This window comes from Vibrio cincinnatiensis DSM 19608, from assembly GCF_900167345.1.
In the GTDB taxonomy this organism is placed as follows: Bacteria; Pseudomonadota; Gammaproteobacteria; order Enterobacterales; family Vibrionaceae; genus Vibrio; species Vibrio cincinnatiensis.
In genome coordinates this window covers 187,511-211,523 of the sequence record NZ_FUXB01000002.1, presented here as the reverse complement: position 1 = coordinate 211,523, position 24,013 = coordinate 187,511, and the positions used below count along the sequence as shown (strand labels likewise).

Here is a 24,013-nt window from a genome sequence, read left to right as displayed (position 1 = left end):
GGCAATGATGCATCAATAAAGGCTGTGAGCTGAAAAAAGTTGTTGGTGCAGACGCTGTGCATAGGCATCGGTCATCGCAGCGATATAATCACAGATCACCCGCATACCGCCTCCGGAATGTTGTTCTGCCATTTGCCACTTCTCTCGGGTCGCTTGCGGCAGTAATCGTTCAGGGTCAGCGGCTAATGCTTCAAAAAGATCCATGATTAACTGCTGCCCTTTATATTCAAAACGTTGGACTTGAGGGACTTGAATCACATATTGGCTGACAAATGATTTTAGAACCTCTAACGCATTCGCCATGTTAGGTTGTAAATAGGCGTTAAAAGCCAGTAAATCATTCTCAAAAGCGACGTCAACAGGCTTAACGCTGATGCTAGTGAGTAACGCATTAACAAGCCCACCAATGGCATCTTTACGCACATGATGCTGACCGGAGAATAACATTTTGGTCACGGTTTTAGTGTGCTCGGCAAACCAAGCATCTCCGCTGTGCATGAGCTGAGCTTCTGCTGCTTGTTGCCACTGAGTTTGATTGACCATACCAAGCACAATGGCATCTTCCAAGTCATGAACGCCGTAGGCGATATCATCCGCCAGCTCCATAATGGAGCAATCTAATGATTTAAAACGTGTCTTTTTATGCTGGTAAGGGGCCGAGGAAATAGGCCGCATTTGCCCTAGTTGTTGCCTGTCTTGTTGACTGAGGGGGGCGAGCACCCATGCTAAACAAGCTTTGTCACAATCGTAAATGCCTTTAGCTGGGGTCCAGTCTCTTGCTTTTAGTTGTCGCTGGTGAGGAACGGATTCAGGTCGTTTCTCCGCACAAGTTTGACTGAGTAGTGCCGGGTATTTAAGTAACCCCAGTAAGGTGCGTCGAGAGAGATTCATTCCATGATGTTCAGTGTACGGTTCTAGTGTTGTGACGATACGAAAGGTTTGAGCATTGCCCTCAAACCCGCCTTGTTCCCGCATCATATAGTTCAGAGCAATTTCGCCACCATGCCCATAAGGTGGATGGCCAATATCATGTGCAAGGCACAAAGCATCGATCAAACTGTCGGAAGGCAATAAGTCAGAAAATTCGGGTTGTTTAAGTCTGAGTTGAGCAACAATGCCAGTGCCGATCTGCGCAGCTTCAAGGGAGTGAGTTAAACGTGTCCGATGAAAATCATTTAAATTAGTACCATGGACTTGGGTTTTTGCTTGTAACCGACGAAAGGCGGCAGAATGGAGAATACGAGCTCGATCTCGTTGATAAGGGCTACGGTGATCATTTCGCCGGATCTTATGCTCATCATTATTGCGCTCTTGCCATTCAGGATTTATTGCTATTTGCATACCCAACTCCCATATGAAACCTATTTTTATAAAACGTACAGTGAGTTAGCTAATCTCGTCCAGTGTTAATTCAAAGCTTGGTGCGAAAGTCTCCAGAAAATAAGCCATTTCTGGGGTATGTCGCTCTTTTAATGTGATATCAAGCCGTTTTTTGGCTAAGGCGTATTCATGGTTGCCAGCGCTCAGTTCTTCTAGACACTTTAAGTAAGCGCATAGACTATCGGCTTGTTTTACTATGGCAGCATCTTCTGGGTGGGCTGAGGTGGTCAGTAGAAAGGGCTCAAAATCGGGTTGAAACTCTTCTGGTAACATCTCCAGTAGGCGTTGTTCGGCACCAGCTTCAATTTTCTTATACTCTTTTGCAATTTCTGGGTTGAAATATTTGACAGGGGTCGGTAAGTCGCCCGTTAAAACTTCACTACTATCGTGATACATGGCCAACAGAGCAATACGTTCAGGGTTGAGTGTCCCACCAAATTTCTTATTTTTAATGACCGCCAGTGCATGAGCGACAAAGGCAACTTGTAAGCTGTGTTCAGAAACATTCTCTTTGGAAACGGAGCGCATTAATGGCCAGCGTTGGATTAACTTCATTCGGGCGAGATGAGCAAAAAAATGACTCTCTTTCATAGCGCGTACTCTTCCTTGCGGATTAAACAATAACAAACAGGCTCTCTGTGCGGATGCAAAAGAGAGCCTGTTAAGCCTAACGGATCATCGTTTGAGTGTCGAAAGTGTTATTGGCGATAAGTCGCCAAGAAACGTTCAAACCGACCGATAGCAATTTCTAAGTCTTCAACATGGGGCAGGGTGACAATCCTAAAGTGGTCTGGTTTTGGCCAGTTAAACCCAGTACCTTGTACCAGTAACACTTTCTCTTGAATGAGAAAATCTAGAATCATCTTTTGGTCATCTTTGATGTTGTATTTTTTTGTGTCAATTTTGGGAAATAGATACATGGCCCCTTTGGGCTTGACACAAGAGACCCCTGGAACTTGGTTGATCAGTTCCCAAGCTCTATCGCGCTGCTCAAGTAAACGGCCTCCGGGTAAGATCAGCTCATTGATACTTTGATAACCCCCTAATGCCGTTTGAATAGCATGTTGCATCGGTACGTTTGCGCATAAACGCATGGAGGCAAGCATCTCTAAACCCGCGATATAACCTTGTGCGAGGTGTTTCGGCCCAGTTAAAAACATCCAACCGCCACGGAAACCACACACCCGATAAGCTTTGGACAAGCCATTAAAGGTGACGACTAACACATCTTCGGTGAGCGTTGCAACTGAAGTATGGGTTGCTCCATCGTATAAAACTTTGTCGTAAATCTCATCAGCAAAAATCATTAATTTATGCTGACGTGCAATTTCAATGATTTCTAACAGAAAATCACGGCTATAGACTGCGCCTGTTGGGTTGTTCGGGTTGATCAGAACAATTCCTCGAGTTTTTGGCGTAATTTTCTTTTTAATATCATCAATATCAGGATACCAGTCTGCTTGTTCATCACAGAGGTAATGAACCGCCGTTCCACCAGAAAGCGCAACTGCGGCGGTCCAGAGTGGATAATCGGGCGCAGGTACGAGCATTTCGTCGCCGTTGTTAAGCAGAGCTTGCATCGACATGACGATGAGCTCTGACGCTCCATTCCCAATATAGACATCTTCCACGTCTAGGCTGCGAATGCCACGTTTTTGGTAATATTGAACAACCGCTTTACGAGCAGAATAGATCCCTTTAGAGTCACAATAACCTTGTGAAGTGGGAAGGTTTCGAATGACATCAACTAAAATTTCATCAGGGGCATCGAAACCAAAAGGGGCTGGGTTGCCAATGTTGAGCTTTAGTATTTTATGCCCTTCTTCTTCCATGCGCTTAGCATGTTTAAGTACTGGTCCTCGAATGTCATAGCAGACATTATCGAGTTTTGATGACATCCCGATATTTTGCATTGCAATGTTCCTGAAAATAATTGAAACTTTTTATTAAACTACACCAGATTGCCTTTTTTTAGAATATAAATCTAGCGTTAAAACACTGAATCTTCGAAGAGAAAAGCCGCGAAGCAACGGGGGTTCGCCACACTTAGAAACAGCAGTAGATTTTAAGGCGTAAAATCGCCCTAGGTGGCTTGAACACTTTTCATTGTTTAAATACAAAAGCCACAAAAGAAGGGCAGTAACCTTGATTTCAACGGGTACTCTCAATAGAGTAGCCACTGTTAAATCGAATCTCATACTAGACGAGGTCGCTTTGTCTCATTTTTATCAAGCCATTGCTCGGTTGATAGAGCAAATAAACGACGCGAGGGATAACGACGTTCGTTTCACCCAAGAGTTGGCAGTGAAGCCACCATTCGCGTTTATCGATTGGCTTGAAGCCCAGCCGGTATTCCCTAAATTTTATTGGCAGTCTCGAGACACTCGTGAAGAGGTGGTCGCGCTTGGACAACTGTATACGTTTTCTGATCCCGCGCCAGCTTATGCGATTGTCGGTGAGCAACAACGTATTTGGGGAGGTCGTTCATTTGATGGGCAAACCAAGAAAAATCGTCGCTGCATGTCGTCATTTTTTTTCTTACCACAAGTCGAGCTGATACGTTTTGATGATCGTTGGTCGATAGCGGCAAATGTGAATCAAGATAGACAGCGAACACTGGCAACGCTACGTCAATTACAGCACGAGGTTGTACCGCTTGCTTCTCTACATAATGAAGTATTGCAAGTCACCCATTCCCCGAATCTCTCGGATTGGACAAACTTAGTGCATCAAGTTCTGGATGGTATTCACAACCATGCGTTTCAAAAAGTTGTGTTGGCAAGACAAACGCGAATAACGCTGAATCAGCCGATCCGCGCCTCTCAGTTACTTAAAGCCAGCTATTTAGAAAATCATCATAGTTTTCACTTCTTACTGGCTTTAGACCGTCAGCATAGCTTTATGGGCTCAACACCGGAGCGGCTTTATTATCGGCAAGGGCTGGAGCTGCAAACCGAAGCCTTGGCTGGCACCATTGGTCGGGGGAGTGATACTTCGCAAGATGAACAGTTAGCGGATTGGTTAACTCATGACAGTAAAAACCTCAATGAAAATCAGTTTGTGGTTGATGACATTATTGAACGTTTAACTCCGTACTCAGAGCAAGTCTCTGTGGAGCCAGAGGCACATTTAGTTCGGTTACGTAAAGTACAGCATTTGAAGCGGTGTATTCATGCGCAGCTAAAGCCTGGGGTGAATGGGGTGCAGTTACTTCGCGCATTACAGCCAACAGCGGCAGTCGCAGGATTGCCTCGCCAAGCGGCGCTTGATTTTATTACGCAGCATGAACCTTTTGCTCGTGGTTGGTATGCTGGTTCAATGGGGTATTTTAGTCAGCAAAAAGCGGAGTTTTGTGTTGCTATCCGTAGTGCGCTTGTTGTCGATGATGAAGTGCAATTATTTGCGGGAGCCGGCATTGTCCCCGGCTCTATTGCTGAACATGAATGGCAAGAATTGGATAAAAAAATGTCGACCTTACTCAGTTTAATTACGGACTCTTTACCGTTAGGTCTCGCCTCATGAATCAAGATCAAGCTTTACTGAATCGAATTTGGTCACAAACCTTATTAGAAGAACTGACTCGCTTTGGGGTGAGCGAAGTGTGCATTGCCCCAGGGTCGCGTTCAACGCCACTCACATTGGAAGCCGCTGCCAATAGTAAACTTAACATTCATACTCATTTTGACGAGCGTGGGTTAGGTTTTCTTGCGCTGGGTTTAGCCAAAGCTAGCCAGAAACCGGTGGCTGTAATCGTGACTTCGGGAACCGCGGTGGCGAATTTATTGCCAGCGATTGCTGAATCAAAACTCACCGGGGAGCCACTGATTGTACTGACGGCTGACCGTCCGGTGGATTTAGTTGGATGTGGTGCGAATCAGGCAATTTATCAGCCAGACATCTATGCACACCATGTGACTCAATCTATTGCGTTACCGAGCCCCAATATCGGTTTATCACTCAATTGGTTATTAACAACCATCGATGATGCATTAAGCCAGCAAACTCAGTTAGGCGGAACGATTCACATTAACTGTCCTTTCCCTGAGCCTCTTTATTCCAGCAATGATCGGCAGTTTTATGCCGATTATCTAAAGAGTATAGAACGTTGGCGAGAGGGCGATGAGCGCTATACACAACGTCATTATCCTAACACTTCGGTTGCACCTATCGATAATGGATTACTGAATAAAAAAGGGGTCGTACTTATTGGTTCTGTCCGGCTGCATGAGGCGCAGGCCGCCCTCTATTTTGCGAAACAGTTAGGTTGGCCAGTTTTGTGTGACCCACAATCTGGGGTGAATAGTGAATGGGCACACTACGATTTGTGGCTGCAAAATAGTACTGCTCGGGCCGTATTGAGTGAATGTGAACAAGTCGTTCAGTTTGGTTCACGCATTGTATCTAAACGGCTTAATCATTGGCTTGAGCAGCAAGTTTCTACGGGTCGATGTGATTATGCGTATCTCTCTTGGCAAGCGGCACGTAACAATCAGGCGCATCTAGCACAGCAGCATTGGGTTTGTGATATCCCAAGTTGGGTTAACATGCAGCTCAGTAAGCTGCCTGTACTCAAACAGACTTATGCTGGCTGGGCTGATGAACTTAAACATTATGCACAAAGTATTGCTCAACTGGCTCAGTTACCCCTTTCCAATCAAGTGCTCAGTGAAGTGGCGTTAGCGGTTGATTTGGGGGAACGAGGAAAGGCTATTCCTCTTTTCCTTGGTAATAGTTTGATTGTGCGTCTTGCGGATATGTTTAGCACTCTCTCACCAAGAGAGGTTTTCTCTAATCGTGGCGCTTCAGGCATTGATGGTTTAGTAGCGACGGCGGCAGGAGTGCAACGGGCATTCGAAAAACCCATGTTAATGCTAATGGGAGACACCTCATTACTGTACGATTTAAACTCCTTAGCCCTTGTTAGAGAAACGCCACAACCTTTGGTTATCGTGGTCATTAACAATGATGGTGGGGCGATTTTTGACCTGTTACCCGTGCCAGCTCAGCAACGAGAAGCGCTTTATCAAATGCCGCACGGTTTACAATTTGAATGTGCTGCTAAGCAGTTTGGGTTAACGTATCAAAAGCCAGAAACCTTGGCAGCATATCAAGCGGCCGTTGATGAGCATTTGATTAAGGGGCGCGGTACATTACTGGTTGAAGTTGTCACGCCATCGCAACAAGCCGCCACACATATTCAGCAGCTCTTATCACAAATTTATGCTCTATAGTCGCGCTTCCTCTTTCGATTCTCTTTTACCGGCTAAGCCAGTATTGGTTTTCTTGCATGGTTTACTCGGTAGCAGTGAGGATTGGCAACCTGTCTTCTCTCGGTTGAGAGATGAAGCTTGGCTGGCTATTGACTTACCCGGTCATGGGCAGAGCCAAGCCGTGACGTGTGATGATTTTGCTGTGTGCTGTCAACTTATTAAGCAGACGATTCTCGCTCATTATGAGGCAACAACGCCCATCTGGTTGGTGGGGTACTCACTGGGTGGGCGCATTGCAATGATTGGCAGTGTCGAAGGATGGTTTGATGGGTTGAATATTCAAGGATTAGTGATTGAGGGTGGGAATTTTGGGCTACCCAATGATGCGGAAAAAAAAGCCCGTTGGCAGCATGATCAACAATGGGCGAAGCGGTTTATATCCGAGCCTATTGCTCAGGTATTAGCCGATTGGTATCAGCAACCGGTATTTTCTTCACTCAATCATGAGCAAAGACAAACTTTGATTCGATTGCGAAGTGGTAACCTTGGGCACCGGATCGCAATGATGCTGCTAGCAACTTCATTGGCAACGCAGCCCTATTTGCTTCCTCAACTGATGAGATTGCCTTTCCCTGTTCATTATGTGTGTGGGCAAAATGATCAAAAATTTCGGCAACTCGCTGAGCAAAGTGGGTTGTTCTACAGTCTAATCGACCATGCTGGGCACAATGTGCATCATGAACAACCGGATGCGTTTGCTCAGAAATTAAAAAAACTTCTACCTACGTCTTCAGTTGGCGTAGGTGGCAACAACAATGGAAATCACCATGGCTAAAACAGTAGGCATTTCAGAACAAGAACTTTATGCGCCAGTGGTCTGGCACGATTGTACCGATACTTATCAAGATATTTATTACCACAAATCTCCAGATGGGATAGCTAAAATTACCATCGCTCGCCCTCAAGTCCGTAATGCTTTTCGTCCCCAAACGGTGAAAGAAATGATTCATGCGCTGGCAGATGCGCGTTATGACGAAGGTGTTGGCGTGATTATTTTGACCGGCTTAGGTGAAGATGCTTTCTGCTCTGGTGGTGACCAGAAAATTCGAGGTAATTACGGCGGTTACCAAGATGATACGGGGACTCATCACCTCAATGTGCTGGATTTTCAGCGTCAAATTCGCACCTGCCCGAAACCCGTTATTGCTTCTGTCGCGGGTTGGGCGGTCGGTGGTGGTCATGTCTTACATATGATGTGTGACTTAACCATTGCGGCAGAAAATGCACAATTTGGACAAACGGGTCCTAAAGTGGGCTCATTTGATGGTGGCTGGGGGGCTTCTTATATGGCACGTATCGTGGGCCAGAAAAAAGCGCGTGAAATTTGGTTCCTATGCCGTTTCTATGATGCGAAAGAGGCGTTAGAGATGGGATTGGTCAATACGGTTGTTCCTATCGCTGATTTGGAAAAAGAAACCGTCCGTTGGTGCCGTGAAGTGTTGCAACATAGCCCAATGGCATTGCGTTGCTTGAAAGCTGCATTGAATGCGGATTGTGACGGTCAAGCAGGTTTACAGGAATTGGCGGGCAATGCCACTATGCTGTTTTATATGACAGAAGAAGGGCAAGAAGGTCGTAACGCTTTTAACGAGAAGCGTCGTCCGGACTTTAATAAATTCCCTCGTAATCCATAACGAGCAGAGGCTGGTTGAACATCACCGCTAACCATACATAGCGGTGATCCCCCATTGAATGCAAAGGAAAATTAACGGATGACGCGTAGCGCAAAACTGTATCAATATCGATTACCCATGGATAGTGGAGTGATTCTCCGTGATGAAAAGTTAACAGAACGGGTTGGGTTTATCGTTGAATTGCATGAAAACGGTCAAATTGGACGTGGCGAAATCGCCCCTTTAGTTGGGTTTAGCCTTGAGTCACTTGAAGACGCTGGAGCGTTAGCAAAAGAGCAGCTCGCGTTATGGGTACAGGGCGAAGCTCTCTGTTTGGATCGTCTTTTCCCATCGGTGGCTTTTGGCTTTTCAATGGCGGAACTGGAGCTCTCGAAAGGCTTGCCGGAAACAGGGCAATATCAGGCTGCGCCGCTTTGCACCGGAGACCCAGATGAGTTAATTCCTCAGCTCAATGCCATGCCGGGCCAAAAAGTAGCGAAAGTTAAAGTTGGCCTTTATGAGCCGATCCGCGATGGGATGCTGGTGAACCTCTTTTTAGAGTCTATGCCTGATCTCTATTTACGATTGGATGCCAACCGTGCTTGGAGTAAAGAAAAAGCTGCGAAGTTTGCTCAATATATCGCTCCCTCGTTACGCGGGCGGATAGCCTTTTTAGAAGAGCCGTGTCACACCCCAAGTGACAGCCTTTCGTTTGCCATTGATACAGGCATTGCGATTGCGTGGGATGAAACGCTACAACAGGCAGTACGCCGCGATGATTTTAAACTTGAAGACTTAACTGGGGTAAAAACCATTATTATCAAGCCCACGTTAATAGGTTCGGTGCAGCGTTGTATTAACCTAATTGAAAAAGCGCGGGCTTTGGGCATACAAGCCTTGATCAGTTCAAGCATTGAATCGAGCCTAGGTTTGACACAATTAGCCCGTTTGGCTCATGCCTACTTACCCAATGAAATTCCGGGATTAGATACCATAGGCCTATTTAAGGCGCAGCTAGAAGTGGCGTGGCCAGGATGCAATTTGCCCGTTCAGCCGTTGGAACAACAAACACTGGTTTGGCAATCGGCATCAGCATGACACCTTGGCAGCAACACCATCCTGAACGAATTGCTTTGTGGCTGGGCGATCATCGGCTAACGTGGTTGCAGCTGACTTGTATTGTGAATCACTATGCCGAATCGTTACAACGAGCTGGAATGACTCAAGGTAGCGTATTAACCTTAGTTGGGAAAAATCACCCAGAGACGTTGTTCTGGCTGCTTGCTGCCATGCAAAAAGGGATACGCTGTGCATTGACGATGCCTCAGCCGTTAACTCAACTACACAAGAAACTGACCTCGTTATATGGTTCGGGCCAAGCATGGGTGTGGCTTGCTCCTTCGGCAGGGCTAACGAGTTCAGTATTATTGCAACAGCGTCCGAAAACACAGCTTGTGACAACGAGTACAGAGTCTGCTTTAAAAACACCAAGCGGCCAATTGTTCTACCATGCAGATCAGCTAGCCACATTGATTTTCACTTCAGGCTCGACAGGTGATCCTAAAGTGGTTGCACATACGCATAGGCAACATTTTGCGTCAGCACAAGGTCTGTTACGTGAGTTTCACTTTACTCAGCAAGATACTTGGTTACTTAGCCTACCGCTATATCATGTGTCAGGATTAGCGATTGTTTATCGTTGGCTACACTCTGGTGCCTGTTTAAAAATGGGGAACGGTAATTTAGCAGAAGATGTCAAAGGTGTGAGCCATGCTTCCTTCGTTGCCACTCAACTGAAACGCCTACTAGATAGTGAGCAGCGACTTACTCTTACCCATGTATTATTAGGAGGGGGTCACGTTCCTCATACCTTAGCTTGCCAAGCGGCAGAGCGGGGGATTGATGTTTGGCTTGGTTACGGTATGACGGAGGCTGCTTCAACCGTTACTGCGAAACGGGTAGACAACACCTCCAGTGCAGGCCATGTGTTGGATGGCCGCAAGATAAAACTTATCGACAATCGTATCTATATTGGTGGTGATACTTTGGCGAGTGGTTATTATCACCAAGGTGAGTTAAGCCCGCTAAAAGATATTCAGGGGTGGTTTGATAGTAAAGATTTAGGTTATTGGCAAGACAATGAGTTGGTTATCATCGGTCGAGCGGATAACCAGTTTATCTCTGGAGGGGAAAATATCCACTGCGAAGAAATTGAGGCGGTGCTGAATCGCCACCCAGTGATCCAACAAGCGTTCATCATTCCCGTTATGGATGAGACCTTTGGTGCACGCCCCGTCGCCATTGTACAAAGCGAACAGCCCTTTTCGATTGAAGAGGGAAATGCATGGTGTGAATCTAGGCTTGAAAAATTCAAATGGCCGATTCATTACTTATCAATGCCTGAAGTATTGACTTCAAGCGGGATAAAAGTGTCGCGCCAAGCACTTAAACATTGGCTTACTGAGCAATATCCACAGTACGTTATTCTTAAATAAAACACGATGCACAGTGATAGTGCGATCAGTCACCCTCGTATAATGGGTTATTTCCAACCGCCACGTAACTGAGCGACCCGTTGCTGCATTAACTCAGTTGATGCTTGGCCGCTGGGTACTGCTTCTCCGGCTTCAATTTCAATTCGAGACCATAATTTACGGGGGAGGCCACGACAAGCTCGACCTTGATAGCGACTAAAGAAACTGCCCCATAATCCTTTGATCGCCATTGGAATGACAGGAACGGGGCTGCGTTTCAATATGACATCCATTCCCCGCATAAATGGGTTCATCTCACCATCTGTGGTTAAGCGCCCTTCAGGGAAAATGCACACCAAGTGCCCCTCTTGTAGCGCTTGTTCAACCTCGGCAAAAGCGCGGCGAATCGAACTGCGTTTATTAGCACAAATAGGAATGACACCCGCTCTGCTTAAAAAGCGTCTTAAAATTGGTACGTTGGCATAATCTTCTTCCATCACAAACCGAATTAACCTTGGACAAACCGCACTGAGTAGCAACGCATCCATATAGCTGACGTGATTGCAAACAATCAAGGCTCCCCCATGTTCTGGCAGATGGTAAAGATGTTTGTGTTTTACGCGATAAATCGTATGTGTTAGCGCCCAGACGAGTAGACGAACAACGAAAATGGGGACCTGCAAAAATAAGTAAGTGGCCACCAAAAAGTTCAGCACTGCCAGTAAGATAAAAAGCTGTGGAATGCTGAGGGAAAGCAGCGTTAAGCAGATGATACCCAGCAGAGCACTGCCAACCATAAATAATGCATTGTAAATGTTGAGTGCAGCAATGACTTGTGCACGTTCGGTGGTTTTAGCGCGTTGCTGCATTAAGGCATATAGAGGCACGATAAAAATTCCCCCCGATATTCCAAGCAGCAATAAAGAAGCAAACAGAGGCCAAAGCTCTGAATGGCTAATAAAATCAGTAAAATGGGTAAATTGAGGTAAGTCAGTGGGAATACTGCTCGCCATGAAATAGCCAAATAGGCTGATCCCAAAGCTGCCTAAAGGAACCAGGCCGATTTCAATACGATGGTTAGAGAGTTTGTCACAGGCTAATGAGCCGACGGCGATTCCTACGGAAAATAAGGCAAGAAGGAACGATACAGCACTTTCACCCCCATTTAAAAATAACTTAGTAAAATTAGGGAATTGGGTGAGGTAAGTTGCACCTAAAAACCAGAACCAGCTGATCGCCATCATGGCTTGGAAAATCGTGCGATCACGTTTTGCGATAGCGATTGTTTTTTTCGTTTGCTTTATAGGTTGCCATTTAAAAATAAGTTGAGGATTGCTCGCCGGAGCAATGGGAATAAAACGGCTAGAGATGTACCCCAAGATGGCAAATAATATGACAGCCCCTGCTGCTATCATGGGGGCCTTTTCTGCGGAGGCAATAACTCCGGCACCGAGTGTTCCTAACAGAATCGCTAAAAAGGTTCCGGTTTCGACTAAAGCATTACCTGCGACAAGTTCATTAGTCTTGAGCTGTTGAGGTAATAGGGCATACTTGACCGGTCCAAAAAATGCCGATTGGGTTCCCATGAGAAACAGCATAAGTAGTAATAAGGCGTAGTTCTGAGTAACAAACCCCACAGCACCAATGCACATTATGCCAATTTCAAACAGTTTCACACGACGGATGAACCATGATTTTTCATATTTATCCGCTAACACTCCCGCTGATGCTGAAAATAGGAAGAAGGGGAGAATGAATAAACCCGCGGCAAGATTGATAAAAAGATGGCTGGAAATAGTGAGTGAGTCGGCGCTCGCAAACGCAACAAACAACAGCAAAACATTTTTAAAAATATTATCGTTGAATGCCCCAAAAAATTGGGTAATGAAGTAGGGAAGAAAACGCTGCTGAGTCAACAACGATGACTGTGAATGCGGCATTCGCGTTCCTTAATGTTACCAATTAGACAAATACTGTGTGAGAAGATCGTCGATCAAGGCTTTACCATCGATAGGCTCTTTGGCAAAAAATTTATCGTCAACACTAAGCAAGGTTATTCCATGTACCCCTGCCCAGAGCACTCGACTGGTGCGTATAACGTCACTGTGAGTTCGATGGGGAGCGATAATGTGCAGTAGTTCTTCTAACATGCTGGTCATATTATCAATGCGTTCAGCTTGCCATTCAGGCAAGGTTTCCCCATTCATGTTGTGTTCAAAAATGAGTTGCCACCGATAAGGGTTTTTTTGTGCAAAATCGTGGTAACAAATAGCTAACTGATGTAGAGCCTTCTGTGGTTCCTGGCACTGGCTAACGACCAACTGAGCTTCATAAGCTAATTCGTCGAGAGTTTGAGCGACAACATGTAACAGCAGTAGGTTATAGTTACCAAAAACATTAACCAGTGTACTTGGAACATAGCCAATCATTGTGGCGATTTTTCGTAAGCTCAATTCGTGATAAGAATGCTTATCTAAAAACTCTTTTGCTGCTTTTAGCGTTAAAGAGACCAGCTCTTCTCGAGTATGATCGTTGCGTCGGGCCATAGTGGGTTGCTAAATTCGCGGAATAAAAAAATGAACAATGTTCGATATTCTAAACAGCCCATGATAGAGCGTCAACTTAATCAGGCTGCAATATTCTGATACATGTCAATAAAGTCAAATGGTTTGCTTGGCTAGTTGAAGCAGATATGATGGCGGCGTATAGCAAAGCCTATCTGGCGATGAATCGTGCTCTCTAAGGATAAATATGAAACGTCTATTCTCTTTCATGGCTTTACTGATGATATCGGTGATAGTCGTACCTACTGCTGACGCAAAAAAATTTGGTGGTGGTAAGTCATTTGGGAAAAGTTTTAAAACGGCTCCTGCGCAAAAAAATCAAAATACTAATACATTAAGACAACAAGATACCACGAAAACCACAGCAGCAACGTCGAGTAAGAAAGGCTTAATGGGCGGTATGCTTGGCGGGTTGTTAGCTGGAGGATTATTGGCGGCTTTCTTTGGAGGGGCCTTTGAAGGTATCCAGTTTATGGATATTTTAATCATCGGGTTAATTGCTTTTGTTATTTTCAAATTAATGCGGGGTTTGCTTGGTGCCAAACAAGGCTCGATGAATCACCAGCAACCTGCATATAGTGGCGTTCATCGTCAGCCCAATGTTCACAATTTTGAGCAGGCAGACAATACGGGTGGCTTTGGTTCGCAAATGCACAGTGATGTTCCTCATAACTACCCATCGGGTTTTGATAAAGTTGCGTTTATTAATGGCGCTCGTGAGCACTATCGTATTTTGCAAGGGGCATGGAATCATAATCAGCTTGAAACCATTCAAGAATATGTCTCTGCGAGTTTGTTTGATGACTTAAAAGCGGAGCGAGCAAAATTAGAAAGTGAGCCTCAAACAGAGGTGATGTACGTGGATGCAGAAATCGTGCGTGCTGATTATGATGCGAGCAAAGCTCAATTAAGTTTGCAGTTTAGTGGTCGTTATCGTGATTCAGGGGAACAGATTGAAGAAGATATCGAAGATGTCTGGCATTTAGAGCGCGATCTGAGAGTGCCAAATGCACCATGGCTTATCGTTGGTATTCAAGGTTAGATTGTCATCTTATCATTGTGTAAATCGCCCAAGCTGGTCTTGGGCGTTTTGCTATCTTGTGGTAAGTGATTAAGATGAGCGATGACATAAAATGATTAACAAAGAAAGGAAAGTCTCATGACAGCGTTTAACCACCTTAATTTGACTCAAGATCAGCAAGATAAAATCGATGCTGCGGTCTTTCGCCGTTTATTAGCGCATTTAGACAATAATAAAGAAGTGCAGAATATTGATCTGATGATCTTGGCTGGGTTTTGTCGCAACTGCTTTTGCAAATGGTATCAAGCGGAAGCTGAAAATCTTGGTATCGCGTTGCCCCTTGATGATGCTCGTGAACGTATCTATGGCATGACTTATGATGAGTGGAAAACAAACCATCAATTGCCGGCCACACCAGAGCAATTAGCGGCTTTTGAGGCTCGGCAGAACAGAACGGTGTAGCTCATAACAGCACTCCAAGCTCAACCTGCTTGGGGTGCTGTGTTATGCGGGCTATTGTTTTTTAAGGTTATACAGTGATGCTAAATCACCGGTGATTTTTTCACCGTTAATATCCAGCTTCATCAGGATATTCTCCCCCACAAAATATTGATTAGGCGTGTCAGATTCATCTTCTAACGTGATCACACTGCCATTTTTCTCCCAGTGAAATTTCCCTTCACTTGTTAACGCTTTGGTATCTTCTTTACCTTGATACACTTGGGTTAGTATGTAGGTCAGATCATCATTAAGCGTGAGGGTATATTCTATTCCAGCGCAATCAGCACAAGGAAGGACACCTTGATAAGTCCCTTGCCAGTCTAGGCTGTTATATGCGGTATGTTCTGACGTAAAGGTCTCATTGATGATGGCTTCTGTGTTGGAGGCGGTTTGGGAGTGAACCGTCGATGGCTCAACTGTGGCCGTTGTTTGTTCGGCACTATCGCAGCCCGCTAGAATGAATGTGAGTGCGCTAAGCGCAAAAAATGTCTTTTTCATGGTGTTCTTCCCTTGTCCAAACTGAAGTGGTTGATGACGCTGTTATTATTGAGCAGATTTATGTCAGGAGGGTCAAATGGACGTCATATTTTTGATACGGATGGTCAGAGAGGCGTTATATCTCTGACCATTTGAAAAGAAAGAGGGATCAGTCGAGAACACCGCAAGATTGGAATGTTTCTAATTTAGCAAGATAAGGGGATAAATCCGCAATATTGGTGGCTAACCATTCTGGATTGTAATAGGTGTCGAGGTAACGTTCGCCGCTATCACAGAGTAAAGTGACAATGGAACCACGTTCTCCCTTTTGTTTCATTTCACTGGCTAACTGTAACGCGCCATACAGGTTGGTTCCTGTGGAAGCGCCCGCCTTTCTTCCTAAGATACGCTCTAACCAATGAATGGTTGCAATGCTCGCAGCATCTGGAACCACTCGCATATCATCGATCACATTTGGAATAAAACTCGGCTCGACACGTGGGCGACCAATGCCTTCAATTTTGCTACCACACGCTAAGGTTAGGGCGTGATTGCGTGTTTGGTAATAATCAAAAAACACCGAATTTTCTGGGTCAACCACACACAGCTGGGTGTTGTGTTGCTGATAGCGAATAAATCGGCCAATCGTTGCAGAGGTTCCACCTGTTCCTGGGCTCATGACGATCCAAGTTGGGATGGAGTGTTCTTCCTTTTGCATTTGTTTAAAGATGCTGTCGGCAATATTACTGTTGCCACGCCAGTCGGTAGCTCGTTCTGCATAAGTAAATTGATCCATATAATGGCCATTCAATTCTTGAGCAAGACGAGACGATTCTGCATAGATCTGATCCGTTCTTTCAACCAAATGGGCTTTCCCACCATAAAACTCGATCTGCTCGATTTTCTTGCGGGCGGTACATTTAGGCATGACTGCAATAAACGGTAAACCAAGTAAACGGGCAAAGTAAGCTTCAGAAACCGCGGTGCTTCCTGATGAGGATTCAATAATGGGTGTATTGGGGCCAACCCAACCATTACAAATTGCATACAGAAAGAGTGAACGAGCCAAGCGATGTTTGAGAGACCCTGTTGGATGAGTACTCTCATCTTTAAGGTAGAGATCGATACCTGAAACACTGGGAAGATCGAGTTTAATCAAATGCGTGTCTGCAGAACGTTGAAAATCAGCTTCTATTTTACGAATCGCACTGTTAATCCATTGATGATCGGTACACATGGTTTCTTCCTGTTATCTGAACGACGGTAAACTCTTCATTACCCGTAAATGATGAATGACGTTATACGTATCATTTAACCCCATGTTTCGGAGAAAAACTTGGTTAAATTGCCTTTTGTTTGCTAGATTAATAGAAAATTTTTCTACAAAAGGGAGGTTATGTGCAATTAGATAAGATCGACCGACAGCTGTTATCCATGTTACAGAAAGACAGTACCCTATCGCTGAATGAGTTAGCAGAGGCGGTCAATTTGACGACAACGCCTTGCTGGAAGCGGTTGAAAAAACTGGAAGAGTCTGGCGTGATCCAGCAACGGGTAGCCTTACTTAACCCTGAACGATTAGGCCTGTTATTTACTGCATTTGTGATGGTAAAAACAAGTGATCATTCCCATGAATGGTATCGACATTTTGTTGAGATTGTCGATGAATATCCTGAAGTAATGGAGTTCTATCGAATGGCTGGAGAGTATGACTACATGATGAAAGTGTTGGTCAAAGATATGAAACACTTTGACCAGTTTTATAAGAAGCTTGTCAATCGGGTGCATGGTTTAAATAATGTAACGTCGACGTTTGCGATGGAGTCTTTGAAATACACCACCGCATTACCGCTTTGAACACTTTATTTAAAGCGCATAACCCCTTCTTGAACGGCGGTTGCCACTAGATCACCTTGCTGGTTATAGATCTCACCTCGAACTAAGCCACGAGTGCTGCTGGCGGTTGGGCTTTCAATCACATACAGTAACCATTCATCCATTTTAAATGGGCGATGGAACCAAATGGAATGGTCAATCGTCGCTACTTGGAATTTTGGCGTCATCAACGAAACTTCATGAGGGTGCAAAGCGGTGACTAAAAAACCCCAATCGGAGGCATAACCCAGTAAATATTGATGAATCAATTGTTCATCTGGCACCTCTCCGTTTGCACGAATCCATAAGTACTGTTTCGGCTCTTCTTTTTGTGGTTTAAGTGGGTTAATCACTGTGACTGGGCGAATCTCAATGGGTTTCTCTCCACAGAAGATTTTACGCATAGGCTCAGGAAGTAAGTGAGCGATTTGCGCGGCTAATTCCGATTCTGATGCAAAGTTTTCTGGCCCCGGAACATCAGGCATCGTTTTTTGGTGCTCAAAGCCAGAAGCATCCACATGGTAGGAGGCGGTAAGGTAAAAGATAGGGCGACCATTTTGAATGGCTTTGACGCGTCGAGTGCTAAAGCTTCGTCCATCGCGTAGGTTTTCCACATCATAAATGATGGGTTTTTCAGGGTCGCCAGGATAGAGAAAATAGCTATGAAAGGAGTGAACGGTTCTATCTGAATCTACACTATAACGAGCCGCAGACAATGCTTGCCCTATCACTTGCCCCCCGTAAACTTGTGGTAGGCCAAGGTTTTCACTTTCCCCTCGGTATAAGCCTTTTTCGAGTTTTTCTAATTGAAGTAGGCGTAACAATTCGCTTAATGGTTTACTCATGAACCTCACCTGATGCTGTCTTTTTTACAAGCTTACGTTATGGATTAACGGATGTATTAGCCACTATTTTGTGAAATAGGTCAAATAGTTGTCAAGATTGAATCTTAACCATGACACAGTATGAAACGGCATTTATACTCAGCAACACTTCCAGTTTCTATTAATTAAAGAGAATGAAAATGAAAAAAATCCTATTCTTGGTGACATCCCTTATATTAGGTGCCGTTTTAGCGGGATGTCAGTACGGCAGTAATGAAAACACAGAAAACACCTTGGCGTCTATTAGCGGAACGGTGGCTTATCGTGAGCGCATTGCCCTGCCTGAGCAAGCGGTGGTGAGCATTTCGTTACAAGATGTATCATTAGCAGATGCGCCAGCAAAAGTGATTGCAACGCAACGTATTGAAACGCAAGGTAAGCAAGTCCCTTTTGATTTTGAACTGGCTTATGATGCTTCGAAAATTATTGCTCAAAACCGCTATAGTGTGAGCGCTCGTATTGAGGTGGATGGGCAACTACTGTTTATCACCGACATGTACTACGGCGTTATTACTGATGCGGCGCATACCACCCAAGTCGATTTAAATCTTGTAGGCGTTCGTCATTAATTATTCTCCCTCAATGGTGGCCTTACGGCTGCCATTGGTACTGCTTTAAACGAACTTTCCCTTTTTCACTTACCGCGATGTTTTCAGCCATCAGTTGTGTTCGTTGACGCTCTTTATCTTGGCCTGATAAAGAAATTTCCCCCCGACTATTGATGACTCGAAACCAAGGTAAGCGAGTTGCTTCGGGGAGTTTGCCAAGCACCTTACCGACATGACGTGCATATCCGGGATAACCCGCCATTTTGGCAATTTGTCCATAGGTTGCTACCTGTCCAAAGGGGATTTGGTGAATGATCGCAAAGATTTGTTGTGAAAACTGGTCCATACTCATAAAGCCCTAGTTCAATGGTTACCACGGATAGGTATAAGGAGCGGGTATGGTATTGTCCATCTTTCAATTTATGATCACAATGCTTTTGGCGATGGTTTGCGGTCAGACAATCGGGCTCAGGGCGGATGAACTTCCGTTTATTGCCCTGATTATTCCAGCGTTGTGGATTTTTCCTCGCAATGGGATTGCGGGTATCGTCCTCCTAGTGGCGATGGCTATCTATGGTATGACACTCGCATACCAGCCAGCCTCACTCTCTGTCAGTATGTGGGTCTTGTTTCCGCTTATGATGGTGGCTTTTTCTCGTTCCAGCAATATCGGTGTTGTCGTTGTTTGTGGGCTCATTTTACTGACCTTACAGGTCGGAATTATGGTCACACAATCGGCAGATAAGTTAGATGGAACCCCCAGCATCACCGTGATTCAACTGCTTTCCGTAATGGCCATATGGTGGGCTGCAAATAGTTGGAAAGTCTCTTCACATCGAAACTGGTGGGCACTGGCTCTACTTGTTCCTCTGTGGATAGCGCAAGCGACATTTGCCGTTCTTCTTGCTTTATGCATTACTGGTCTTTTGGCCATGGTCAGTAATTTGGTAAAAATTCCTCGTTTTAATTGGGCAAAGCTACTTTGCTGGACGCTTCCTGCTATTGCTTTTATGGTAGTAGTGGTTTCTCCGGCCATAGATGTTCCGAATGCGGTCTTTGTCGTTTGGCTATGCTTACTCGCAACCGCTTGGATGACGGATTACTTAATTAAAAGTATTGAGGAACAAGTATTATGATGCTGGTTAATTACACGTATCTTACGTTGTTCTCTGAGTTAGGGCTCCCATTGATTAATTGCTGGTCAGTTAAAGTAGGAACCGTGATTTTCTAAGGATTTAGGGTTGCAATAGCGCTAAGGATGCTTGATAATCCACGCACTCTTTAGCGGTAACGTTAAAGTGCTCTATGGAGGCTCTGGTCCTCCCGCAACACTAGTTCGTGAACTTGGTCAGGTCCGGAAGGAAGCAGCCACAGCGAATGACGTGTGTGCCGGGATGTGGCTGGGGCTTCCACCCAATATTTTTCCGCTGAAAGCATAAAACGTCTTCCAAAACATATAATTCCCCCCCCAAAAACACCGCCTAAACTTAATTCAGTTGTTTTTACCCTATTAATGGGCAAGTTATGTACGTTGTCCATCTTCGAAAACTATCAGTAACCCCAAAAAAGTGTATCCGTTTGCGAGTTTTAGAAGGTTGTACTACTCAGGGTGGCTTACCAAATCCACCCTATCTTAACCACTTTAAAATCATGAGTTCGATTTTTTAGTACGGAAAAAAGCTATTAATGTCTGAATCCAATAATCGTTGGAGCTGATTCAAGCCATCTCTCAATCGAGCCTCATTCCCAATGGACATTAAAGACAATCTGACATGGGCTGTACTTTCATTATTTGCGCAGAAGTAACGACCACCTGTCACTATGACACCACGATTTTTTGCTTCCATAGCAAACCGATCTGGCTGCTTGATATTTTTAAGTAACCACAACGCATAGCAGGGCTAATTGCCTTAGATAACGCAGAAATGTGGAACATATAATCGGGAGCAAAGTTTGCTATCGGGGCCACGGGTTCATCATCCTGAAGATAACCTTGCTCACACTTTTTGAAATCGAAGGGGTGTTTTTTTGTTTATTTTTGTTTGGTTGTTTTTTGTTTGAATATCATCCCACCATTCCACAAGGATGCAATTAGAATCAACGTAAGCATAAGGATGGGTGAATTATGTACAAAGAACAGCGTCAGGAGAAAATAATTCGGTTGTTACGTCACCAAGGACAAGCCAGTGTGAGCTTTCTTGCTTCACAGTTAGAGGTAACAAAAGAAACGATCCGCACCGATTTGTCGCAACTTCAGTGTGACGGGTTGGTGGTGCGTCATCATGGGGGAGCTTCTTTGAAAAGACATCTTATGCAGAATGAATTATTACAAGATAAACATTTGGATATTAGTCATTTAATACAAACACACCACCGGGCGCATGTCATGGATAGCTATATAAGAAGTGCCAAGGATGCGGTTGGGAAAGTCTGTGTGTTTGGTTCATTCAACGTCGATATTGTCGCTAAAGTTGCGCGTTTTCCCAAAAATGGCGAAACACTGGTTGCCAAAGAAACCACATTAGGTCCAGGGGGGAAAGGTGCAAATCAAGCGCTGGCTGCTCATTCTGCGGGGGCTCGTGTCCATTTTGCCACCAAAGTGGGAAAAGACCATTTCAATCAATTTGCAAAAAAACATTTGGATTCTAGTGGAATGGAATCTTTTTCAATCTATGAGACCGATGAAACGACAACCGGGAGTGCGGTTATCTATGTGAATGAGGTTGGTGAAAACTTTATCGCTATTTGCCCTGGTGCTAATCAGTGGGTGACGAATGAAGAAGTGGCCGAACTGATACCGTATTTGACGGAATCTAACGTACTGCTAGTTCAAATGGAAAATAACTTTGAAGCGATTGAGGGGGTCATAAAATTAGCGAAGGGTTTGAATGTTAAAGTTATTTTAAATCCGGCTCCTTATTCGCCTGATGTGGATAGGTTTATTCCTTATGTCTATTTACTGACTCCCAATGAAACAGAAGCATCACAAATTTCTGGTGTTGAAGTCACCGATGTTGAATCGGCAAAACAGGCGGCTCAGATTATTCATCAAAAAGGTGCCCAGAGCGTCATTATTACTATGGGTAAACAAGGGGCGCTTTTATTTGAGGGTTCTCAATTTTTTCATATCCCTTCTTACAATGCTGTTGCTGTTGATACCACGGGGGCCGGTGATGCTTTCAATGGAGCGTTAGCGGCTTCTCTAGCAAAAGGACAAAATATGACTCAGTCAGCGCTTTATGCCTCCGCTTTTGCTTCTCTTGCGGTAGAGAGAGAAGGGGCGGCGAATATGCCCAATAAAACACTAGTGGAGGCGCGTATGCTTCAGCAGCCAGTATCGATAGTGATGGTTTAGCCAAAAGACCCCATATTTATTTAGGACAAAGACAATGAAAACGATTGAAGGAATTATTCCGGTAATGCTCACTCCCTTTACCGAGAAGAATGAAATTGACTATAAAGGGTTAGAAAACCTCATTGATTGGTATATCGATAATGGAGCTGACGCTTTATTTGCCGTTTGTCAATCAAGTGAGATGTTGTTTCTATCGTTAGAGGAACGGGTTTCTCTCTCTCAATTTGTGGTTGACTATACAGCAGGTCGTATCCCTGTTATCTCTTCAGGCCATATATCACCAACGATTGAAGACCAAATTATTGAATTGAATGCAATGGCTAAGACGGGGGTTGATGCTTTAGTTCTTGTCTCAAATCGTCTGGATCCTCATAACGAGGGAACGGCGGTTTTTCTTCGTCATCTTAATACGCTGATGGAGGCGCTTCCCGCTGACATGCCGTTAGGTTTGTATGAATGCCCCGCCCCTTACCGTCGCCTACTGACCGATGAAGAAATACAGTTTTGTGCTCATTCTGGTCGCTTTGTCGTTTTAAAGGATGTCAGCTGCGATCTTGAAACCGTTACTCGCCGAGTGCAGTTAGTCGAAGGCTCACCATTTAGCATTATTAATGCCAATGCTGCGATTGCTTATGAAGCAATGCAAAAGGGTTCAAAAGGGTTCAGTGGTGTGTTCACCAACTTTCACCCTGATCTCTATAACTGGTTATACCATCATGCGTCCGAAGCACCGGAATATGCCCAGCAGCTTTCGTGGTTCCTCTCATTAAGTGCGGTAACAGAGACTTTAGGTTACCCCAAAAATGCCAAAGTATTCCATCAACGCCTCGGTACTTTTAAATCCACGCATAGCCGTGTGACAGATGAAGATGTACTAGAGAAGTTCTGGGGATTAAGCGTGATCCTTGAGCAAATCGCCGCGTCTGCGCAATGGCATCGTCAACAGATTAAAAGATTGGATTAAAGTTCTTTTACCTGAACGAATAAAAACTACAGGAGTTCTAACATGAAACGTCCCCTACAATTAAGTCTCATTACTACCGCGTTGATTGCCTCAACTAGCGCAATGGCCGCTTGGCCTGAAAAACCAATCCAAATCATTGTGCCATGGGGTGCGGGAGGTAATACGGATACGGTTGCGCGTCTTGTTGCTGAAGGTCTTCAAGCGCAATTGGGGGTTAATGTTAACGTCATTAACCGCACTGGTGGTGCTGGTGTTGTTGGCCATGATGCCATGGCAAAAGCAAAAGCTGACGGTTACACATTGGGTGTAGCAACGGTTGAAATTGCGATGATGCGCCATCAAGGGATGACAGGATTAAGCTATGAGAATTACACCCCCATTACACGCCTTGCTGTGAATTTAGGAGGAATTCAAGTGGCAAGAAACTCTCAGTTTGAAGATGTTAATCAACTGACCGACTACATAAAAAATAATCCTAGAAAACTGAAAGCGTCAGGGAGTGGTTTGAATTCCGGTTGGCATTTAAATCTAATCGGGATGTTAGATGCAATGGGGGTTCCCGCCAATTCAGTCACTTATGTTCCTTCTGAAGGTTCAAGTTCGGCATTAATGGAATTAGTCTCAGGTGGGATTGATTTTACAACTTCTTCACCGGGTGAAGCAAAAAGCATGGTTGAAGCCGGTATGGTTAAAAACTTAGCCACAATGGCTGAAACGAACGTGGGTCTTTACAAAGATATTCCCGTATTCCAACAAGTAACTCCCTATGAATACAGTTTTGCTACTTGGAATACTTTAGTTGCACCTGCGGGAATTCCTAAAGACATTCAAGATAAATTAATTGCTACGATGCAAAAAGTGTTTGAGGAAGGAAAATTGCAAAGTTTTGCGACTAAACAAGGTTTTGAAGTGTATCCATTATTTGGTAATGAGTTGGGTGACTTTATGAAATCTGAAGATGAAAAATATGGAAAACTCATCGATAAATTAAAAAATTAGAGAAATAAGAGAAGACAAGTGTTTTTGTCTTCTCTCTACTTTTTTAGTCCATGGCGATCGGTCATGAATATTCATCTTCTAGAGCAAG

At 44.5% G+C, this 24,013-nt stretch carries 23 protein-coding genes and 1 other RNA gene; 15 read left to right on the top strand and 9 right to left on the bottom strand.

Annotated elements, in window-relative coordinates:
* Window positions 1–12: 12 nt before the first annotated feature.
* The 3 genes from B5D54_RS02510 to B5D54_RS02500 all read right to left on the bottom strand — a co-directional run bounded on the left by B5D54_RS02510 (window position 13) and on the right by B5D54_RS02500 (window position 3,293).
* Entirely contained in the window at window positions 13–1,341 is a 1,329-nt protein-coding gene (locus B5D54_RS02510) for an anti-phage deoxyguanosine triphosphatase (protein ID WP_078924911.1), read from the bottom strand.
* A gap of 45 nt (window positions 1,342–1,386) precedes the next feature.
* On the bottom strand, window positions 1,387–1,971 hold the full coding sequence (gene yfbR, locus B5D54_RS02505; protein WP_078924910.1) for a 5'-deoxynucleotidase: 585 nt from the start codon (window positions 1,969–1,971) through the stop codon (window positions 1,387–1,389).
* A 107-nt stretch (window positions 1,972–2,078) separates the two neighbouring features.
* Window positions 2,079–3,293: a pyridoxal phosphate-dependent aminotransferase gene (locus tag B5D54_RS02500; RefSeq protein WP_078924909.1), complete on the bottom strand. Its 1,215-nt coding sequence runs from the start codon at window positions 3,291–3,293 to the stop codon at window positions 2,079–2,081.
* Between the two features lie 301 nt (window positions 3,294–3,594).
* Here B5D54_RS02500 and B5D54_RS02495 point away from each other — a divergent pair, with 301 nt between their 5' ends.
* The 6 genes from B5D54_RS02495 (at window position 3,595) to menE (ending at window position 10,758) form a co-directional block, all read left to right on the top strand.
* A complete protein-coding gene (locus tag B5D54_RS02495) occupies window positions 3,595–4,902 on the top strand; it encodes an isochorismate synthase (RefSeq protein WP_078924908.1) in 1,308 nt (435 codons plus the stop codon).
* Window positions 4,899–6,611, top strand: coding sequence for a 2-succinyl-5-enolpyruvyl-6-hydroxy-3-cyclohexene-1-carboxylic-acid synthase (menD, locus tag B5D54_RS02490; protein WP_078924907.1), 1,713 nt, complete (start codon window positions 4,899–4,901; stop codon window positions 6,609–6,611). The genes B5D54_RS02495 and menD overlap by 4 nt, the downstream gene beginning before the upstream one ends.
* Window positions 6,601–7,425, top strand: a complete 825-nt coding sequence (gene menH / locus B5D54_RS02485) for a 2-succinyl-6-hydroxy-2,4-cyclohexadiene-1-carboxylate synthase (protein ID WP_078924906.1) — start codon at window positions 6,601–6,603, stop codon at window positions 7,423–7,425. Before menD ends, menH begins: the two co-directional genes overlap by 11 nt.
* Window positions 7,418–8,284, top strand: coding sequence for a 1,4-dihydroxy-2-naphthoyl-CoA synthase (gene menB / locus B5D54_RS02480; protein WP_078924905.1), 867 nt, complete (start codon window positions 7,418–7,420; stop codon window positions 8,282–8,284). Before menH ends, menB begins: the two co-directional genes overlap by 8 nt.
* 78 nt (window positions 8,285–8,362) lie before the next feature.
* Window positions 8,363–9,361, top strand: a complete 999-nt coding sequence (gene menC, locus B5D54_RS02475; RefSeq protein WP_078924904.1) for an o-succinylbenzoate synthase — start codon at window positions 8,363–8,365, stop codon at window positions 9,359–9,361.
* The gene (menE, locus tag B5D54_RS02470; protein WP_078924903.1) at window positions 9,358–10,758 is read left to right on the top strand and encodes an o-succinylbenzoate--CoA ligase; all 1,401 of its coding nucleotides are present in this window, start codon (window positions 9,358–9,360) and stop codon (window positions 10,756–10,758) included. The genes menC and menE overlap by 4 nt, the downstream gene beginning before the upstream one ends.
* Window positions 10,759–10,805: 47 nt before the next feature.
* Here the strand turns inward: menE and B5D54_RS02465 are convergent, their stop codons facing one another.
* Both B5D54_RS02465 and B5D54_RS02460 read right to left on the bottom strand, forming a co-directional pair.
* Window positions 10,806–12,677 carry an MFS transporter gene (locus B5D54_RS02465; RefSeq protein WP_078924902.1) on the bottom strand — a complete coding sequence of 624 codons (1,872 nt, stop codon included), beginning with the start codon at window positions 12,675–12,677 and terminating at the stop codon, window positions 10,806–10,808.
* A 15-nt stretch (window positions 12,678–12,692) separates the two neighbouring features.
* On the bottom strand, window positions 12,693–13,283 hold the full coding sequence (locus tag B5D54_RS02460) for a TetR/AcrR family transcriptional regulator (RefSeq protein ID WP_078924901.1): 591 nt from the start codon (window positions 13,281–13,283) through the stop codon (window positions 12,693–12,695).
* 205 nt (window positions 13,284–13,488) lie between these two features.
* Between B5D54_RS02460 and B5D54_RS02455 the strand changes: the two genes are divergently transcribed.
* Together B5D54_RS02455 and B5D54_RS02450 are read left to right on the top strand one after the other, a co-directional pair.
* Entirely contained in the window at window positions 13,489–14,343 is an 855-nt protein-coding gene (locus B5D54_RS02455) for a Tim44 domain-containing protein (protein ID WP_078924900.1), read from the top strand.
* Between the two features lie 117 nt (window positions 14,344–14,460).
* Window positions 14,461–14,784 (top strand): DUF1244 domain-containing protein, encoded by a 324-nt coding sequence (locus B5D54_RS02450; protein ID WP_078924899.1) that lies wholly within the window; start codon window positions 14,461–14,463, stop codon window positions 14,782–14,784.
* A gap of 51 nt (window positions 14,785–14,835) precedes the next feature.
* Here the strand turns inward: B5D54_RS02450 and B5D54_RS02445 are convergent, their stop codons facing one another.
* Together B5D54_RS02445 and B5D54_RS02440 are read right to left on the bottom strand one after the other, a co-directional pair.
* Complete coding sequence (locus tag B5D54_RS02445) at window positions 14,836–15,321, bottom strand: copper resistance protein NlpE (protein ID WP_078924898.1); 486 nt, start codon at window positions 15,319–15,321, stop codon at window positions 14,836–14,838.
* Window positions 15,322–15,469: 148 nt separating this feature from the next.
* Window positions 15,470–16,537, bottom strand: a complete 1,068-nt coding sequence (locus B5D54_RS02440) for a PLP-dependent cysteine synthase family protein (RefSeq protein ID WP_078924897.1) — start codon at window positions 16,535–16,537, stop codon at window positions 15,470–15,472.
* Between the two features lie 161 nt (window positions 16,538–16,698).
* Here B5D54_RS02440 and B5D54_RS02435 point away from each other — a divergent pair, with 161 nt between their 5' ends.
* Window positions 16,699–17,157: an Lrp/AsnC family transcriptional regulator gene (locus tag B5D54_RS02435; protein WP_078924896.1), complete on the top strand. Its 459-nt coding sequence runs from the start codon at window positions 16,699–16,701 to the stop codon at window positions 17,155–17,157.
* Between the two features lie 5 nt (window positions 17,158–17,162).
* On the opposite strand, the gene tesB is transcribed toward B5D54_RS02435, so the two are convergent.
* Window positions 17,163–18,020 carry an acyl-CoA thioesterase II gene (gene tesB, locus B5D54_RS02430; RefSeq protein WP_078924895.1) on the bottom strand — a complete coding sequence of 286 codons (858 nt, stop codon included), beginning with the start codon at window positions 18,018–18,020 and terminating at the stop codon, window positions 17,163–17,165.
* Window positions 18,021–18,199: 179 nt separating this feature from the next.
* On the opposite strand from tesB, the gene B5D54_RS02425 reads away from it, so the two are divergent.
* The gene (locus B5D54_RS02425; RefSeq protein WP_078924894.1) at window positions 18,200–18,628 is read left to right on the top strand and encodes a YbaY family lipoprotein; all 429 of its coding nucleotides are present in this window, start codon (window positions 18,200–18,202) and stop codon (window positions 18,626–18,628) included.
* A gap of 22 nt (window positions 18,629–18,650) precedes the next feature.
* Here the strand turns inward: B5D54_RS02425 and B5D54_RS02420 are convergent, their stop codons facing one another.
* Window positions 18,651–18,953 (bottom strand): MGMT family protein, encoded by a 303-nt coding sequence (locus tag B5D54_RS02420; protein WP_078924987.1) that lies wholly within the window; start codon window positions 18,951–18,953, stop codon window positions 18,651–18,653.
* Between the two features lie 52 nt (window positions 18,954–19,005).
* On the opposite strand from B5D54_RS02420, the gene B5D54_RS02415 reads away from it, so the two are divergent.
* The 5 genes from B5D54_RS02415 to B5D54_RS02390 all read left to right on the top strand — a co-directional run bounded on the left by B5D54_RS02415 (window position 19,006) and on the right by B5D54_RS02390 (window position 23,925).
* Entirely contained in the window at window positions 19,006–19,743 is a 738-nt protein-coding gene (locus tag B5D54_RS02415; protein WP_078924893.1) for a VP0952 family biofilm-associated protein, read from the top strand.
* 176 nt (window positions 19,744–19,919) lie between these two features.
* Window positions 19,920–20,016, top strand: an RNA gene (ffs, locus tag B5D54_RS02410) — signal recognition particle sRNA small type.
* 716 nt (window positions 20,017–20,732) lie between these two features.
* On the top strand, window positions 20,733–21,962 hold the full coding sequence (rbsK, locus tag B5D54_RS02400; protein ID WP_078924892.1) for a ribokinase: 1,230 nt from the start codon (window positions 20,733–20,735) through the stop codon (window positions 21,960–21,962).
* 34 nt (window positions 21,963–21,996) lie between these two features.
* Window positions 21,997–22,926, top strand: coding sequence for a dihydrodipicolinate synthase family protein (locus tag B5D54_RS02395; protein WP_078924891.1), 930 nt, complete (start codon window positions 21,997–21,999; stop codon window positions 22,924–22,926).
* A 42-nt stretch (window positions 22,927–22,968) separates the two neighbouring features.
* On the top strand, window positions 22,969–23,925 hold the full coding sequence (locus B5D54_RS02390) for a tripartite tricarboxylate transporter substrate binding protein (RefSeq protein ID WP_078924890.1): 957 nt from the start codon (window positions 22,969–22,971) through the stop codon (window positions 23,923–23,925).
* The last annotated feature ends 88 nt before the right edge of the window (window positions 23,926–24,013 follow it).

Excerpts from the sequence above, each read along its gene's own strand:
- B5D54_RS02510 (WP_078924911.1), bottom strand. The coding sequence starts at position 1,341 with ATGCAAATAGCAATAAATCCTGAATGGCAAGAGCGCAATAATGATGAG.
- yfbR (WP_078924910.1), bottom strand. The coding sequence starts at position 1,971 with ATGAAAGAGAGTCATTTTTTTGCTCATCTCGCCCGAATGAAGTTAATC.
- B5D54_RS02500 (WP_078924909.1), bottom strand. The coding sequence starts at position 3,293 with ATGCAAAATATCGGGATGTCATCAAAACTCGATAATGTCTGCTATGAC.
- menD (WP_078924907.1), top strand. The coding sequence starts at position 4,899 with ATGAATCAAGATCAAGCTTTACTGAATCGAATTTGGTCACAAACCTTA.
- menH (WP_078924906.1), top strand. The coding sequence starts at position 6,601 with ATGCTCTATAGTCGCGCTTCCTCTTTCGATTCTCTTTTACCGGCTAAG.
- menB (WP_078924905.1), top strand. The coding sequence starts at position 7,418 with ATGGCTAAAACAGTAGGCATTTCAGAACAAGAACTTTATGCGCCAGTG.
- menC (WP_078924904.1), top strand. The coding sequence starts at position 8,363 with ATGACGCGTAGCGCAAAACTGTATCAATATCGATTACCCATGGATAGT.
- menE (WP_078924903.1), top strand. The coding sequence starts at position 9,358 with ATGACACCTTGGCAGCAACACCATCCTGAACGAATTGCTTTGTGGCTG.
- B5D54_RS02465 (WP_078924902.1), bottom strand. The coding sequence starts at position 12,677 with ATGCCGCATTCACAGTCATCGTTGTTGACTCAGCAGCGTTTTCTTCCC.
- B5D54_RS02460 (WP_078924901.1), bottom strand. The coding sequence starts at position 13,283 with ATGGCCCGACGCAACGATCATACTCGAGAAGAGCTGGTCTCTTTAACG.
- B5D54_RS02455 (WP_078924900.1), top strand. The coding sequence starts at position 13,489 with ATGAAACGTCTATTCTCTTTCATGGCTTTACTGATGATATCGGTGATA.
- B5D54_RS02450 (WP_078924899.1), top strand. The coding sequence starts at position 14,461 with ATGACAGCGTTTAACCACCTTAATTTGACTCAAGATCAGCAAGATAAA.
- B5D54_RS02445 (WP_078924898.1), bottom strand. The coding sequence starts at position 15,321 with ATGAAAAAGACATTTTTTGCGCTTAGCGCACTCACATTCATTCTAGCG.
- B5D54_RS02440 (WP_078924897.1), bottom strand. The coding sequence starts at position 16,537 with ATGTGTACCGATCATCAATGGATTAACAGTGCGATTCGTAAAATAGAA.
- tesB (WP_078924895.1), bottom strand. The coding sequence starts at position 18,020 with ATGAGTAAACCATTAAGCGAATTGTTACGCCTACTTCAATTAGAAAAA.
- B5D54_RS02425 (WP_078924894.1), top strand. The coding sequence starts at position 18,200 with ATGAAAAAAATCCTATTCTTGGTGACATCCCTTATATTAGGTGCCGTT.
- B5D54_RS02420 (WP_078924987.1), bottom strand. The coding sequence starts at position 18,953 with ATGGACCAGTTTTCACAACAAATCTTTGCGATCATTCACCAAATCCCC.
- B5D54_RS02415 (WP_078924893.1), top strand. The coding sequence starts at position 19,006 with ATGGTATTGTCCATCTTTCAATTTATGATCACAATGCTTTTGGCGATG.
- rbsK (WP_078924892.1), top strand. The coding sequence starts at position 20,733 with ATGTACAAAGAACAGCGTCAGGAGAAAATAATTCGGTTGTTACGTCAC.
- B5D54_RS02395 (WP_078924891.1), top strand. The coding sequence starts at position 21,997 with ATGAAAACGATTGAAGGAATTATTCCGGTAATGCTCACTCCCTTTACC.
- B5D54_RS02390 (WP_078924890.1), top strand. The coding sequence starts at position 22,969 with ATGAAACGTCCCCTACAATTAAGTCTCATTACTACCGCGTTGATTGCC.